The following is a 13,587-nucleotide window of genomic DNA, read 5'->3' as shown; positions in this document are numbered from 1 at the left end:
GGCCCGGTCCCCGGCCCGGTCCCCGGCCCGGTCCCCGGCCCGGTCCCCGGCCCGGTCCCCGGCCCGGTCCCCGGCCCGGTCCCCGGCCCGGCGGACGGTCCGGCGCGATTGGTACAAGTGGCGCCATTACCGCGGGTGATGGGGTGAACGCAGGACGCGTCGCCGTCGGAAGGGTTTCCGGCAGCGCGTTCCATGGACGCGACTCCCGCGACAGCCCCCGCTGCTCCCGCACCGGCCGAGCCTCGCGGAACCTCTCACCTCAGGAGTGTCCATGACGCTGATGCGTCGGCTGGGACGGAAGCTGATCTCCCTGGCCACGGTGTTCGGGGCGGGTGTCGTACTCCCGCTGATGACGGGTGCGACGCCCGCGCACGCCGCACCGCAGCTCGACGTGACGAAGTTCCACTCGGAGGAATTCGTCCGGGGCGGGACCGCCACCTACCGCTTCCAGGTGACCAATCGCAGTTCGCTCGACCCGACCACCGGGACGGTGACCCTCACGGACACGCTGCCGGAGGGCCTCACCGTGAACAACACGCTGGCGCACGCCTCCTGGGACTGCGACGTCACGACCGCCTCGATCACCTGCACCAACGACACCGTGGTGCAGCCGTTCCAGTCCTACCCGATCATCGAACTGGTGGTGCAGATCGCCGAGGACGCTCCGTGCACCCTGACCAACTCGGTCACCGTCTCGGGCGGGGGCAGCCCCGCGGTCTCGTCCTCCGACGTCACCACCCTCTCCGGCGGTGACTGCGACAACGGCAACGGCAACGGCGGCGGTGGGCTCGGGTCGATCCTGCCCATCAACCTGGACGGCATCATCCCGTTCTTCAACAACATCACGCTGAACAAGAACGAGGACAGCCCCGACGCCCGCAACACCACCCGTCAGACGCTCGACGCGTCCTGACAACGCCGACCGCCGGCCCGGGACGTCCGGCCCGGGCCGGCGGCCGGCGAGGGTGGGGCCGCCAACTCGCAGAGCGGTTCGGCGTATTCGCCTCCGGCGATGAGTTCCATGCCCTGCTCGGGCCTGTGGTGACAACCCCTCCCTCATCCCCGGCGGCCGGGCAGTCGCCCGCATCCGGGAGCTGCGCGAGGCCGGGGGCGGCGAGACGATCTTCCCCGACGGCGGCGTGAAGCGCCCGGCGGAGCTGGTCTCCACGGTCACCGGCAAGACCGGCGCCCAGGCCCTGCGTGTACCGGGCCGCGGAGCCCCCGGGGGTAGCCGCCGGCGCCCTGGGCGGCCTACGCTCGTCCCGTCGATATCTCTGACTGAGTCAAATATCGGGGGCCGAGGCCATGACCGTCCAGGACATCCGCTCCTTCAACCGCTTCTACACGAACGTCATCGGCGCCCTCGACTACGGCCGCCGTCTCTACGCCCCCTACACCCTCACCGAGTCCCGCGTCCTCTACGAGCTGGCACACGCGTCCCGCACGGACGCCGCCGACCTGCGGGCCCGGCTGCACCTGGACGCCGGGTACCTGACGCGCATCCTGAACAAGTTCGAGGAGGACGGGCTGGTCGAGCGCGGCCCGTCCGAGACGGACTCGCGCCGCCGCAGCGTCACGCTCACCCCGCCCGGCCGGGAGGCCGCCGCGCTGCTCGACGAGCGGGCCCGGCAGTCGGTCGGGGAGATGCTGGACACGGTCCGCGCCGAGGACCGGCCGCGGCTCGCGGAGGCCATGCGGACCGTCCGGACGATCCTGGGCGAGAACCGGGCCCCGCGCCCGGAAGACGTCGTCCTGCGCGAGCCGGCCCCCGGCGACCTCGGCTGGATCGTCCAGCGCAATGCCGCGCTGTACGCCGCCGAGTACGGCTGGAACGCCGACTACGAGGGCCTGGTCGCGAGGATCGTCGCCGACTACGCCGAGGACCACGACCCGCGCCGGGAGCGGACGTGGATCGCCGAGCTGGACGGCCGGCCGGTGGGCTGCGTGATGTGCGTGCGGGACGACGCGCCCGGCGCCGCCCGGCTGCGGCTCCTGCTCGTCGAGCCGGACGCGCGCGGCCTCGGCATCGGTGACCGCCTGGTCGGGACACTCGTCGACTTCGCGCGCGACGCCGGCTACCGCGAGGTCGTCCTGTGGACGAACGACGTCCTCGCCGCGGCCCGCCGCATCTACCGGCGCCACGGGTTCGTCCTGGTCGCGGAGAAACCGCACCACTCCTTCGGCCGGGATCTGGTCGGCCAGGACTGGCGACTGGATCTTCACGCAACACCCGGGGGACGGAGGGGAGTCGCAGGCGGGGGTGCCGGGTAGATTCCGTCCACATGAAGCTGGCGTTCTCCACCCTCGGTGTCCCTGGCCTGCCCCTGCCCGACGTCCTGCGCCTCGCGACCGCCCACGGCTATCACGGCGTGGAACTGCGCACCCACCCCGAGGAACCGGTCCACACCGGCCTCGGTCCCGCCGAACGGGCGGACGTCGCGGCCCAGTTCAAGGGTGTGGGCGTAGAGCTCCTGGGCCTGGCGGGCTACACGCGGGTCGCCGCGCCGGGCGACGACGAGCCCGTCCTGGCCGAGATCCGCGCCCTCGTCGACCTGGCCCACGACCTGGGAGCCCCGTACGTCCGGGTCTTCCCCGGCGGCGACCTCGACGTGCAGACCCCCGACGAGGCCGACGCGACGGCCGCCCGCCGCCTGGGCACGGCCGCCGAACACGCCAACGACCTGGGCGTACGCATCCTCCTCGAAACCCACGACTCGCACCGCACCGCCGCCGACGCGATGCGGATCCTCGGCCTCGTCGGCCACCGCCAGGTCGGCGCCCTCTGGGACGTGATGCACACCTGGCTCGGCGGCGAACAGCCCTCCGAGACCTACGCGGCCCTCTCCCCGCACCTCGGCTACGTCCAGGTCAAGGACATCGCCTCCGTCGAGGACACCACCCCCTTGCCGCTCGGCGCGGGCGTGCTGCCGCTCGCCGAATGCGTCGAGGTCCTCTCCCGCCACGGCTGGGACGGCTGGCTCTGCTGGGAGTACGAGAAGCGCTGGTACGAGGACGCAGCGCCGCTGCCCGACCTCCTGGGCCCGGGGCGTGAGCACCTGAGCAGGCTGCTGAACGAGTCGGCGTGACACCCGGCCCCGGGCGGACCGGGCGGTCCCGCTCGCCAGGACCGTCAGCGGTCGCCCGGGCCGGTAGGCCGGCGACAGCACCCCGTGCCCGTCATGGGTGCTGTCGCCGGCCTGCCGGAGGCATCGGTCACCGGGCCCCGGGTTTGACGAACTCCTCGATCAGCACCGGATACTGCTCCTTGCCGTGCCCGGCGGCGACGGCACGATCGGCCATCGCCTTGAGCAGTCTCGGCAGCTCGGCGTTGACCCCCGCCGCCTCGCTCTCCTCGATCAGGTGCGCCATCGCCCGCACGTCGGTCTCCAGCGCCGAGACCTCGGCCGGGAACGAACCCCGGTCGATCTGCTCGGCGTACCCCGGCAGCCAGTCGGCGACCCCGGCGGCCATCCGCTGCGCGAACGGTGCGTACGTCCCGGCGTCGACACCCGCCGTCCTGAGCAGGGCCGTGCCCTGGAGCCAGGCGTTGAGCACGCTCCACATCATGACCAGGCCGGCCGCGTCGTACAGCGACGCCAGGCCGTGATCCGCACCGAGGTAGGTGACGGTGCCGAGCGCGCCGAGTGTCTGCTCGTGCGCGTCGAAGTCCGAGCGCGCCCCGCTGTGCAGGATCACCGCGTCAGGGGTGCCGATCGTCGGCGGGACGGCCATGACGGCGCCGTCCAGGTAGCGGGCGCCTCGCGCTTCGGCCCACCGGGCCGTCTCCCGGGCCTGGCCCGAGTCGCCCGAGGTCAGGTTGATCAGCGTCGTGCCGTCCAGTTCGACATCGGCCGCGCCGAGTGTCTCGTGCACGGCTCGGTAGTCGGTGACACAGATGACCGTGAGGCGACCGGGCTCGATCGCGGCGCCGACGGTCGGGGCCGGCCGCGAGCCTTGGGCCACCAGCCGGTCGGCCCTGCCGGCCGTACGGTTCCACACGGTCGTGGGGTGCCCCGCCTTCAGGAACGCCCCGGCGAGTGCCTGGCCCATCAGGCCAAGTCCGATGACAGAAACGGGTGTTGTGGTTTCGTCGTCCATGGCAGCATCGTCGACGTTCATACCGGTGTGAAGGTCAAGCGAGGTCGTCGATGCGGATCGGGGAACTGAGCCGGCGGACGGGCGTCAACGCCCATCAGCTGCGGTACTACGAGGCCCAGGGCCTGCTGGAGCCGGCCCGCGGGGCGAACGGCTACCGCGAGTACGACGAAAGCGCCCTGCTCCGCGTGAAGCAGATCCGCCACCTGCTCGGCGCCGGCCTGTCCTCCGAGGACATCGCGTACCTGCTGCCCTGTGCGACGGGGGAGGCCCCGACGCTGATCGGGTGCCCCGAGTTGCTCGCCGCGATGCGGTCACGGCTGCGGCGGCTGGACGACCGGTTGGCGAGCCTCGCCCAGTCCCGGGACGCCCTCGCCGACTACATCGAGGCGGCCGAACGCGTGGGCGGCGAGACCTATCCGCCCCTGGGTCTCACACAGCCTGCCTAGCCGCGGATGTGCCCGTCCTTGACGGCGCTTACGAACGCGGCCCAGCCGCTCCGCGAGAAGACCAGGGCGGGACCGTGGGCGGCTTTGCTGTCCCGCACAGGGACGCCGGGGTGGCCGGGGGCGATTTCGAGGCACTCGCCCTGATCGCCGCCGCTGTAGCTGGACTTGTACCAGCCGGTGAGGGCGATGTGCTCACTGCCGATCACGCGCATGCTCCTCCGCTGCTGCCCTGACGAGGGCCAGTGACTCCTGCTGCGACAATGCGTTGCTCAGCGCCAGAGCGTAGGCGGTCTGACAGGCACTCACCAGAGCGGGCTCGTCCATCAGGTTGCCTGTCTGGAAACCCTCCACGTAGGCCACCGGGGCCGAGTCCTCGAAGGTCATGAGCGTGAGCAGGCTCTGCATGAGTGCGTGCGCCCCCACGCCGTAGGGAACGACGTGCAGGCGCAACCGTCCCGACTCGGCCAGGTTCGCCACCTTGTGCAACTGCTCTGCCATGACCCGCGGCCCGCCGACACGGCGACGGAGGACTGCTTCGTCGAGCAGCGTCCAGACGACGGGCTGTGCAGGCCCGTCGAGGATTCGGCGGCGTTGCGTTCGAATGACAACGAGCTCGTCAAGTTCCTCGGTCGTGTGGTTCGGACGGTAGGCCCCGAAGAGGGCGCGTGCGTAGCCGTCGGTCTGAAGCACTCCGGGAACCAGGGAGAGTGCGAACTGCTGGATCTGGGTTGCCAGTTGCTCCAGCTCGGCCACCGCCGCGAAATGGTCGGTGTAGCGCGACTCCAGGTCCTCCAGCCACCGCGCGAAGAACCCGTCCGTCCCCAGGGCTCGGTCGATCCGCCGCGCGTCATCCGGCTTGGGGAGGCGTCTGCCCGCCTCGAAATGGCTGATCAGCGTGGGCGAACACACCACCTGGTCGCCCAGTTCCTCCTGGGTGAGACGGGCGGCGGTCCGCCTCAGCCGCAGTTCCTCTCCGTACTTCTGACGCGGCGTTCGAAGCATGCGGCGTTCGTCCATCGGCCAACTCCTCTTCTTGACAAGCGCGATGTCAAGCTCCACCCCCTGGCAGCGTAGCGAGCGCCGGCCTCACTCTGTGAGTGATTCACCACTGAACGCAGTCACCGCAGGTGAGAAGGCAGGCAGACGCACGTGGTAGACCTCATCGCCCCCCTCCTGGAACCGTTCCTCCGCTTCCTCTTCCCTCCCCGGGGGAGGCGACGGCGCTCGGCGGCGCCGCCCCCGCGCCCGTACGCATGCCCGGCGGCCTGCTGTCGTCCCGACGAGCCTCCGCTCCGGGGAGAGGACAACCGACTGGTGCGCCCCTATCTGATGGCGGAGGCGGGCGTATGAACGGCGGGGCGCGCGACCGCACGGTGGCCGGGCGGCTCCTGCCGTGGGCCGGCGACGACGGCAGGCCGTGCTACCTCGTCGGCGACGGGACCGGCTACGTCTCGCGGCTCGCCGACGAGATCGAGGAGGTGCAGATCGACATGGCTGACCGGCTGCTCGGGCATGCCGCCGAACTCCTCGCGGAGCGCCGCGTGACCGGCGAGGAGCTGCACTATCTGGCCCGGCGGCTCAGTGAGTCGCTGCGGGACGTCGCACGGGTCGCGGAGAGCAGAGGGGCGCGGCTCGCCCGCCCGCCCCGGCCCTGACCGGGACGGTGTCAGCGCTGCTCGGTGCGGCGTGCGTACGCCCGGGCCGCGCGGGCGCGGTCGCCGCAGCGCGTGGAGCACCAGTGGCGACGGCCGTGGCGGAGCAGGAAGCGAGTGCAAGGCGGCGAACCGCAGGAGGTCAGGCGTTCGGCCGCAGGGGACGTGAGCAGATCCGCGGCGTCGGCGGCGAGGGTCGCCAGCGCGAGGTCGACGATCGCGGTGGTGGGATGGGGGGCGGTCCGGTAGGGGCCGGTCTTGTCGTCCCACCGCAGCAGCGGGGCCGTCGGGACCCTGGTCATCGCGTCGTTGACGGCCGCCACCGCGGCGGGCAGGGCGGGTACGCCGTCGGCGCGGGCGGCGAACAGCGATCTGATCTGTTCGCGCAGCGACCGCAGTTGGGCCGCGCACATCTCCCGCATGCCGGCGTCGACCGGGGCGAGGCCTCGCTGGGTCAGCCAGTGGTTGGTCTGCGCGGGCGTGCCCAGGAGGTCGAGCGTGTGCCCGCCGGGCAGGGCGATCGCGGTGTTGGCGAGGGCGAGGGAGGGGTGCTCCTCCTCGCCCTGCGCGGGCGGCGGGGCGGGTTGCGCAGTCACGGGCTCCTCCATGCTTCTCATGGTACGGCTTGCCTCTATCCGTGAGAAGCGGCTACGGTCATCTCACGGTTCGATCGAGTCTATCCGTGAGGTGCTGTATGTCTTCTGTTCCTGTGACGGCCGACTTCCCCGTCCGCGTCCTCGGCGGCCCGACCGCCTTCTTCGAGTACGGCGGCCTGCGCTTCCTGACCGACCCGACCTTCGACGCCCCCGGCGACTACAGCCGGCCCGGTGCTCCGGTCCTGTCCAAGACCGCGCCCGCCGCGAGCGGCCCCGCCGACCTCGGCCGCATCGACGTGGTCCTGCTCTCCCACGACGAGCACGCCGACAACCTGGACACCTCCGGCCGGGCCCTGCTCGCCGGCATACCGCTGACGCTGACCACGCCCGGCGGCGGCGAGCGCCTGCGCGAGAACCTGGGGGGCAAGGTCAGGGGCCTGGCCGACTGGGAGTCCGTCGAAGTGGACCGGCCCGGCGGCGGCACGGTCACCGTGACCGGGGTCCCGGCCGTGCACGGCCCCGGTCCCCGCGAGCAGGTCGAGCCGTTCACCGGCCAGGTCGTCGGCTTCGTCCTGACCGGTGAGGGCCTGCCCACCGTCTACGTCAGCGGCGACAACGCCTCACTGGACGCGGTCCGTGAGATCGCCGGCCGCTTCGCCCCCGTCGACACCGCCGTGCTCTTCGCGGGCGCGCCCCGCTTCCCCGTCCTCTTCGACAACCAGGTCCTCGTCCTGGACAGCGCGATGGCGGCCGAGGCCGCGCAGATCCTCGGCGCCCGGCGCGTCGTCCCCGTCCACTACGACAGCTGGGCCCACTTCACCGAGGGAGGCGACGCGCTGGAAGCCGCCTTCACCGCCGCCGGTCTCGCCGACCGGCTGGACTGGGGCAAGGGCGCCTGATCTGTCGTCACCTGCGCCAGAACAGGTGGTGAATCACCCCGCTCGGGCTCGGCACGACATCGCGGTGGAAGCGGTCGAGCAGCTCCTCCGGCGACTCCCACAGCCGTGAGCCGGACCCGAGCGCCACGCCGGGCGAGACCGCCACATGCAGCGTGTCCACGAGGTCGGCGTCCAGGAACTCCCGGACGGTGGCCGCCCCGCCGCCGAGCCGGACGTCCTTGCCGCCGGCCGCCTTGCGCGCCTGGGCGAGCACCTCGGCCGGATCCCCGCCGACGAAGTGGAACGTGGTGTCGGAGAGGGTGAACGAGGGGCGCTCGTGGTGCGTCATCACGAACACCGGCGTGTGGAACGGCGGCTCGTCACCCCACCAGCCCTGCCAGTCGTGGTTCTCCCAACGGCCGCGCTGCGGGCTGAACTTGTTGCGGCCCATGATCTCGGCGCCGATGTTGTGGTGGAAGTCGCGCACCAGGTAGTCGTCGAGGCCGCGGCTCCCGCCCGGGTCGGTGCGGTTCGGCCAGCTCGCGGTCGCGCCGGCCCAGGCGAACATCGTCCCCGGGTCGGCGTGGCCGAACGGCCGCTCCAGGCTCTGCCCCTCACCGGCACCGAATCCGTCACTCGAGACGTTGAAGTTCTGTACGCGCAGCAGCTGGGTCACGGCGCTCCTCCTGTGATCAATGCAAGAGATCGACGCAAGAGAGACCGCCCGGACCGGCAAAACTCATCGGCGCCCGCCCGGCGACCCAAGGGCTCGGGCTTCACCCGGCCTGCGCCACCACGTGGTCGATCACCTGCTGGAAGTCCTCACTCGGTGAGAACTCCACCAGTTCGCTGTCCTCCAGCGCCACCGGCACATGGCCGGGGCCCCAGTAGTACGCCTGCCCCGCCTCGTACTCCTCCTCGCCCGTGGCCGTGCGCATCCTGATGCGGCCCTTGAGCAGGTAGCCCCAGTGCGGGCACTGGCAGGCGTCGTCGGGCAGGCCCTTGAGGGCCGGGCCCATGTCCGTGCCCTGGGGGAGGGTGATGTAGCCCACCGACAGACCGCCGCCGATCGGCATCATGCGCAGTTCCACGCCGTCGCCCTCAAGGGCGACAGGTACGTCGTTCCGGGTCGCTGCCGTCATGGTTCCTCCGCTCCGGCCCGCCAAGGCCTCGAACGCCCCACAGGAAACCCCCGTACCTCCAGCCTGGCCCGCCGGGGCGCGCCCCGCGACATCACGATCCGGTCAAGAGGTACCGCCGGGGGCTTGAATCAGCCACGTGTAATCGATTCCATGCTCCCGTCGATGTAATCGATTCCACGAGCACCCACCCCGTGCTCCCCGACTGATCCACAAGGAGGTGGAGCGGCGGTGGCCAGCATCAAGGACGTCGCTGCCGAGGCCGGCGTCTCCGTCGCCACGGTCTCGCGCGTCCTGAACGACCACCCGTCGGTCAGCGCCGACGCACGCACCCGCGTGCTGGCCGCCGTCGAGACCCTGGGTTACCGCCCGAACGCCGTCGCCCGCTCCCTGCGCACCGACCAGACCCACACCCTCGGCCTGGTCATCAGCGACGTGATGAACCCGTACTTCACCGAACTGGCCCGCTCCGTCGAGGAGGAGGCCCGCGCGCTCGGCTACAGCGTCATCATCGGCAACGCCGACGAGCGGCCGGACCTCCAGGACCACCACGTACGCACCCTGCTGGACCGGCGGATCGACGGTCTGCTCGTCTCCCCGACGGACGGTGGCTCGCCGCTGATGCTGGACGCCGCGCGGGCCGGGACCCCCATGGTCTTCGTGGACCGGTGGATCCCGGGCGTGGACGTGCCGGTCGTCCGGGCGGACGGGCGGGCCGCCGTACGGGACCTGGTGGCGCATCTGCACGGGCTCGGGCACCGTCGGCTCGCCATCATCGCGGGCCCGGCGGCGACCACGACCGGCCGCGAACGCGTCGAGGTCTTCCGGGAAGCGCTCGCCGCGTACGGACTCGACCTGCCCGACGCCTACACAGGGCAGGGCGACTTCCAGGCCGAGAGCGGCCGGCTGGTCACCGAGGGCTTCCTCGATCTGGCCGAGCCGCCCGAGGTCGTCTTCGCGGCGGACAACCTGATGGCGCTCGGCGCCCTGGACGCCGTACGCGCGCGAGGCCTGCGCGTCCCGGACGACCTCGCGCTGGCCGCGTTCGACGACATCCGGTGGTTCGTGCACACCGATCCGCCGATCACCGCGATCGCCCAGCCCACGGGCGAGCTGGGCCGGGCCGCCGTACGGGCCCTGGTCGACCGCATCGAGGGGCGGCCCGGAGAGTCCGTGACCCTCCCCGCCCGGCTCGTCGTACGCCGCTCGTGCGGCGAGAACCCCACCCCAGTGCAAAGGAGCACGACGTGAGCAACGCGGACGAGTTGCTGCGCATCGAGGGCATACGGAAGACCTTCCCGGGCGTGGTCGCGCTGGACGGCGTCGACTTCGACCTGCGCCGGGGCGAGGTGCACGTACTGCTCGGTGAGAACGGTGCCGGCAAGAGCACCCTCATCAAGATGCTCTCCGGCGCCTACACCCCGGACGCCGGGCGGATCCTGGTCGGCGGCGAGGAGACGCGCATCCAGGGCGCGCAGGACTCCGAGCGGCTCGGGATCGCCACCATCTACCAGGAGTTCAACCTGGTACCCGATCTCACGGTCGCCGAGAACATCTTCCTCGGACGCCAGCCGCGCCGCTTCGGGATGATCGACCGGGGGCGGATGGAGGCCGAGGCCGAGGTCCTGCTCAAGCGGGTCGGCGTGAGCGTCTCCCCTCGCGCCCGGGTCCGTGAACTCGGTATCGCCCGGTTGCAGATGGTCGAGATCGCCAAGGCGCTCAGCCTGGACGCCCGCGTGCTGATCATGGACGAGCCGACCGCCGTGCTCACCTCCGAGGAGGTCGACAAGCTCTTCGCGATCGTGCGCACGCTGCGCGAGGACGGCGTCGGGATCGTCTTCATCACGCACCACCTGGAGGAGATCGCCGCACTCGGCGACCGGGTGACCGTCATCCGCGACGGGAAGAGCGTCGGGCAGGTCCCCGCCTCCACCCCCGAGGACGAGCTCGTCCGGCTCATGGTCGGGCGCTCCATCGAACAGCAGTACCCGCGTGAACGGGCCGACCGGGGTGCCGCGTTGCTCACCGTCGAGGGACTCACCCGGGACGGCGTCTTCCACGACGTCGGCTTCGAGGTGCACGCCGGTGAGGTCGTCGGCATCGCCGGACTGGTCGGCGCGGGCCGTACCGAGGTCGTCCGCGCGGTCTTCGGGGCCGACTCGTACGACAAGGGCACGGTGAAGGTGTCCGGCGCCCCGGTCGCCAAGTACGACGTCAACGCCGCGATGACCGCCGGGATCGGGCTCGTCCCCGAGGACCGCAAGGGCCAGGGCCTGGTGCTGGACGCCTCCGTCGAGGAGAACCTCGGCCTGGTGACGCTGCGCTCGGCCACCCGGGCGGGCCTCGTCGACCTCAAGGGCCAGCGCGAGGCGGCCGAACGGATCGCGGGACAGCTCGGCGTGCGGATGGCGGGCCTCGGCCAGCACGTGCGCACCCTCTCGGGCGGCAATCAGCAGAAGGTCGTCATCGGCAAGTGGCTGCTGGCCGACACCAAGGTGCTGATCCTCGACGAGCCGACGCGCGGCATCGACGTCGGCGCCAAGGTCGAGATCTACCAGCTCGTCAACGAACTCACCGCCGCCGGCGCGGCCGTCCTGATGATCTCCAGCGACCTGCCCGAGGTGCTCGGCATGAGCGACCGGGTGCTGGTGATGGCGCAGGGCCGGATCGCCGGTGAACTCTCCGCCGACGAGGCGACCCAGGACGCCGTGATGGCGCTCGCAGTAAGCAACCCCAGCACCGACAAGGAGGCCTCCCGTGGCCACTGACACGCTCAAGGGCACGACGGGCGCGGGTGGCGCCTCGGGAGGCGTGCGCCGTCTCCTGCTCGACAACGGCGCGCTCACCGCGCTCATCGTCCTCGTCATCGCGATGTCGGCGCTGTCCGGCGACTTCCTGACGACGGACAACCTCCTCAACGTCGGTGTGCAGGCGGCCGTGACGGCCATCCTCGCCTTCGGTGTGACCTTCGTGATCGTCTCCGCGGGCATCGACCTGTCGGTCGGCTCGGTCGCCGCGCTGTCCGCCACGGTCCTCGCCTGGAGCGCCACCTCGGCGGGCGTGCCGGTCTTCCTCGCCGTCCTTCTGGCCATAGCGACCGGCATCGTCTGCGGCCTGGTCAACGGCATCCTGATCTCCTACGGCAAGCTGCCGCCGTTCATCGCCACGCTGGCCATGCTGTCCGTGGCCCGCGGCCTGTCCCTCGTCATCTCCGAGGGCTCCCCGATCGCCTTCCCCGACTCCGTCTCCCACCTCGGCGACACCCTCGGCGGCTGGCTGCCGGTGCCGGTCCTGGTGATGATCGTCATGGGTCTGATCGCGTCCTTCGTGCTCGGCCGGACCTACATCGGCCGCTCCATGTACGCGATCGGCGGCAACGAGGAGGCCGCGCGGCTGTCCGGCCTGCGCGTGAAGAAGCAGAAGCTCGCCATCTACGCCTTCTCGGGCGTCTTCGCCGCCGTCGCCGGTGTCGTCCTCGCCGCCCGGCTCTCCTCCGCGCAGCCCCAGGCCGCCGACGGCTACGAACTGGACGCGATCGCCGCCGTCGTCATCGGCGGTGCCTCCCTCGCGGGCGGCACCGGCAAGGCGTCCGGCACGCTCATCGGCGCGCTGATCCTGGCCGTGCTGCGCAACGGCCTGAACCTGCTGAACGTCTCCGCGTTCTGGCAGCAGGTCGTCATCGGTGTCGTCATCGCGCTCGCGGTGCTGTTCGACACGCTGCGGCGCAAGGCCGGGGCGACCCCGGTGGCCGGTGCCTCCCAAGGGGGCAAGGGCAAGCAGGCGGCGACGTACGGACTCGCGGCCGTGGTCACCGTCGCGATCGTCGGCGCCACGTCCTTCCTGCACAACGGCTCCTCCGCCGCGAGCAGCCCCAAGATGGGCCTGTCGCTGTCGACCCTCAACAACCCCTTCTTCGTGCAGATCCGGGCGGGTGCCGAGGCCGAGGCGGAGAAGCGGGGCGTGGACCTGACCGTCACGGACGCCCAGAACGACGCCTCCCAGCAGGCCAACCAGCTTCAGAACTTCACCAGTTCCGGCCTCGGCGCGATCATCGTCAACCCGGTGGACTCGGACGCCGCGAGCAACTCCGTCAAGGCCGCCGACAAGGCGAAGATCCCGGTCATCGCGGTCGACCGGGGCGTCAACAAGGCGTCGGTGGACGCCCTGGTCGCCTCCGACAACGTGGCCGGCGGTGAACTCGCCGCGAAGACCATCGCCGACAAGCTGGGCGGCAAGGGCAAGATCGTGATCCTCCAGGGCCAGGCCGGGACGTCGGCGGCCCGGGAGCGCGCGCAGGGCTTCGCCGACGGCCTCAAGGCGTTCCCGGGCATCCAGGTCGTGGCCCAGCAGCCCGCGGACTTCGACCGCACCAAGGGCCTCGACGTCATGTCGAACCTGCTCCAGGCCCACCCGGACGTCCAGGGCGTCATCGCCGCCAACGACGAGATGGCGCTCGGCGCGATCAAGGCCCTGGGCTCCAAGGCCGGCAAGTCGGTCTCGGTCGTCGGTTTCGACGGCACGCCGGACGGACTGAAGGCGGTCGAGGGCGGCACGCTGTACGCGTCGGTGGCACAGCAGCCGTCCCAGCTCGGGAAGATCGCCGTGGACAACGCCCTGCGGGCCCTGAAGGGCGAGAAGGTCGAGGAGACGGTGAAGGTGCCGGTGAAGGTGGTCACCAAGGAGAACGTGGCCGGCTTCAGCGGCTGACATCGGGGAACGACCGGGCGGTCACCACAGCTGGTGGACCGCCCGGCCATGTCACTCACGTGGGGAGCAAC

General features: G+C 71.5%; 15 protein-coding genes. 9 read left to right on the top strand and 6 right to left on the bottom strand.

Annotated features, from left to right (window positions below; genetic code table 11):
- The first annotated feature begins 271 nt into the window (after positions 1 to 271).
- The 3 genes from AB0E85_RS33730 (at position 272) to AB0E85_RS33720 (ending at position 3,086) form a co-directional block, all read left to right on the top strand.
- Complete coding sequence (locus AB0E85_RS33730; RefSeq protein ID WP_361935440.1) at positions 272 to 913, top strand: hypothetical protein; 642 nt, start codon at positions 272 to 274, stop codon at positions 911 to 913.
- A gap of 392 nt (positions 914 to 1,305) precedes the next feature.
- A complete protein-coding gene (locus AB0E85_RS33725) occupies positions 1,306 to 2,271 on the top strand; it encodes a bifunctional helix-turn-helix transcriptional regulator/GNAT family N-acetyltransferase (RefSeq protein WP_361935437.1) in 966 nt (321 codons plus the stop codon).
- 11 nt (positions 2,272 to 2,282) lie between these two features.
- Entirely contained in the window at positions 2,283 to 3,086 is an 804-nt protein-coding gene (locus tag AB0E85_RS33720; protein ID WP_361935434.1) for a sugar phosphate isomerase/epimerase family protein, read from the top strand.
- Positions 3,087 to 3,213: 127 nt separating this feature from the next.
- On the opposite strand, the gene AB0E85_RS33715 is transcribed toward AB0E85_RS33720, so the two are convergent.
- A complete protein-coding gene (locus tag AB0E85_RS33715; protein ID WP_361935431.1) occupies positions 3,214 to 4,098 on the bottom strand; it encodes an NAD(P)-binding domain-containing protein in 885 nt (294 codons plus the stop codon).
- 50 nt (positions 4,099 to 4,148) lie between these two features.
- Between AB0E85_RS33715 and AB0E85_RS33710 the strand changes: the two genes are divergently transcribed.
- Positions 4,149 to 4,544: a MerR family transcriptional regulator gene (locus AB0E85_RS33710; protein ID WP_361935428.1), complete on the top strand. Its 396-nt coding sequence runs from the start codon at positions 4,149 to 4,151 to the stop codon at positions 4,542 to 4,544.
- Here AB0E85_RS33710 and AB0E85_RS33705 read toward each other — a convergent pair.
- Both AB0E85_RS33705 and AB0E85_RS33700 read right to left on the bottom strand, forming a co-directional pair.
- A complete protein-coding gene (locus tag AB0E85_RS33705; protein ID WP_361935426.1) occupies positions 4,541 to 4,750 on the bottom strand; it encodes a DUF397 domain-containing protein in 210 nt (69 codons plus the stop codon). The two genes, AB0E85_RS33710 and AB0E85_RS33705, sit on opposite strands and share 4 nt — an antisense overlap.
- A complete protein-coding gene (locus AB0E85_RS33700) occupies positions 4,737 to 5,561 on the bottom strand; it encodes a helix-turn-helix transcriptional regulator (RefSeq protein WP_361935424.1) in 825 nt (274 codons plus the stop codon). Before AB0E85_RS33700 ends, AB0E85_RS33705 begins: the two co-directional genes overlap by 14 nt.
- A 329-nt stretch (positions 5,562 to 5,890) precedes the next feature.
- Between AB0E85_RS33700 and AB0E85_RS33695 the strand changes: the two genes are divergently transcribed.
- Complete coding sequence (locus AB0E85_RS33695; RefSeq protein ID WP_361935421.1) at positions 5,891 to 6,199, top strand: hypothetical protein; 309 nt, start codon at positions 5,891 to 5,893, stop codon at positions 6,197 to 6,199.
- A gap of 11 nt (positions 6,200 to 6,210) precedes the next feature.
- On the opposite strand, the gene AB0E85_RS33690 is transcribed toward AB0E85_RS33695, so the two are convergent.
- Complete coding sequence (locus tag AB0E85_RS33690) at positions 6,211 to 6,804, bottom strand: CGNR zinc finger domain-containing protein (RefSeq protein WP_361935419.1); 594 nt, start codon at positions 6,802 to 6,804, stop codon at positions 6,211 to 6,213.
- An 86-nt stretch (positions 6,805 to 6,890) separates the two neighbouring features.
- On the opposite strand from AB0E85_RS33690, the gene AB0E85_RS33685 reads away from it, so the two are divergent.
- On the top strand, positions 6,891 to 7,691 hold the full coding sequence (locus tag AB0E85_RS33685) for an MBL fold metallo-hydrolase (protein WP_361935416.1): 801 nt from the start codon (positions 6,891 to 6,893) through the stop codon (positions 7,689 to 7,691).
- Between the two features lie 7 nt (positions 7,692 to 7,698).
- On the opposite strand, the gene AB0E85_RS33680 is transcribed toward AB0E85_RS33685, so the two are convergent.
- Together AB0E85_RS33680 and AB0E85_RS33675 are read right to left on the bottom strand one after the other, a co-directional pair.
- Positions 7,699 to 8,346 carry a dihydrofolate reductase family protein gene (locus AB0E85_RS33680; protein WP_361935414.1) on the bottom strand — a complete coding sequence of 216 codons (648 nt, stop codon included), beginning with the start codon at positions 8,344 to 8,346 and terminating at the stop codon, positions 7,699 to 7,701.
- A 100-nt stretch (positions 8,347 to 8,446) separates the two neighbouring features.
- The gene (locus AB0E85_RS33675; protein ID WP_184846565.1) at positions 8,447 to 8,812 is read right to left on the bottom strand and encodes a hypothetical protein; all 366 of its coding nucleotides are present in this window, start codon (positions 8,810 to 8,812) and stop codon (positions 8,447 to 8,449) included.
- A gap of 228 nt (positions 8,813 to 9,040) precedes the next feature.
- Here AB0E85_RS33675 and AB0E85_RS33670 point away from each other — a divergent pair, with 228 nt between their 5' ends.
- From AB0E85_RS33670 to AB0E85_RS33660, 3 genes are read left to right on the top strand one after another with little or no spacing between them, the layout of a single operon-like run.
- Complete coding sequence (locus AB0E85_RS33670) at positions 9,041 to 10,060, top strand: LacI family DNA-binding transcriptional regulator (RefSeq protein ID WP_361935411.1); 1,020 nt, start codon at positions 9,041 to 9,043, stop codon at positions 10,058 to 10,060.
- The gene (locus AB0E85_RS33665; RefSeq protein ID WP_361935408.1) at positions 10,057 to 11,577 is read left to right on the top strand and encodes a sugar ABC transporter ATP-binding protein; all 1,521 of its coding nucleotides are present in this window, start codon (positions 10,057 to 10,059) and stop codon (positions 11,575 to 11,577) included. Before AB0E85_RS33670 ends, AB0E85_RS33665 begins: the two co-directional genes overlap by 4 nt.
- Positions 11,567 to 13,516 (top strand): substrate-binding domain-containing protein, encoded by a 1,950-nt coding sequence (locus AB0E85_RS33660; protein ID WP_361935406.1) that lies wholly within the window; start codon positions 11,567 to 11,569, stop codon positions 13,514 to 13,516. Before AB0E85_RS33665 ends, AB0E85_RS33660 begins: the two co-directional genes overlap by 11 nt.
- Positions 13,517 to 13,587 lie beyond the last annotated feature (71 nt).

It is taken from the genome of Streptomyces sp. NPDC029044 (genome assembly GCF_040637495.1).
Taxonomy (GTDB): domain Bacteria; phylum Actinomycetota; class Actinomycetes; order Streptomycetales; family Streptomycetaceae; genus Streptomyces.
The sequence above is the reverse complement of the archived record's forward strand: the minus strand, read 5'-3'. Positions and strand labels throughout refer to the sequence as shown.

Excerpts from the sequence above, each read along its gene's own strand:
- AB0E85_RS33695 (WP_361935421.1), top strand. The coding sequence starts at position 5,891 with ATGAACGGCGGGGCGCGCGACCGCACGGTGGCCGGGCGGCTCCTGCCG.
- AB0E85_RS33685 (WP_361935416.1), top strand. The coding sequence starts at position 6,891 with ATGTCTTCTGTTCCTGTGACGGCCGACTTCCCCGTCCGCGTCCTCGGC.
- AB0E85_RS33725 (WP_361935437.1), top strand. The coding sequence starts at position 1,306 with ATGACCGTCCAGGACATCCGCTCCTTCAACCGCTTCTACACGAACGTC.
- AB0E85_RS33675 (WP_184846565.1), bottom strand. The coding sequence starts at position 8,812 with ATGACGGCAGCGACCCGGAACGACGTACCTGTCGCCCTTGAGGGCGAC.
- AB0E85_RS33710 (WP_361935428.1), top strand. The coding sequence starts at position 4,149 with ATGCGGATCGGGGAACTGAGCCGGCGGACGGGCGTCAACGCCCATCAG.
- AB0E85_RS33690 (WP_361935419.1), bottom strand. The coding sequence starts at position 6,804 with ATGGAGGAGCCCGTGACTGCGCAACCCGCCCCGCCGCCCGCGCAGGGC.
- AB0E85_RS33700 (WP_361935424.1), bottom strand. The coding sequence starts at position 5,561 with ATGGACGAACGCCGCATGCTTCGAACGCCGCGTCAGAAGTACGGAGAG.
- AB0E85_RS33720 (WP_361935434.1), top strand. The coding sequence starts at position 2,283 with ATGAAGCTGGCGTTCTCCACCCTCGGTGTCCCTGGCCTGCCCCTGCCC.
- AB0E85_RS33730 (WP_361935440.1), top strand. The coding sequence starts at position 272 with ATGACGCTGATGCGTCGGCTGGGACGGAAGCTGATCTCCCTGGCCACG.
- AB0E85_RS33715 (WP_361935431.1), bottom strand. The coding sequence starts at position 4,098 with ATGGACGACGAAACCACAACACCCGTTTCTGTCATCGGACTTGGCCTG.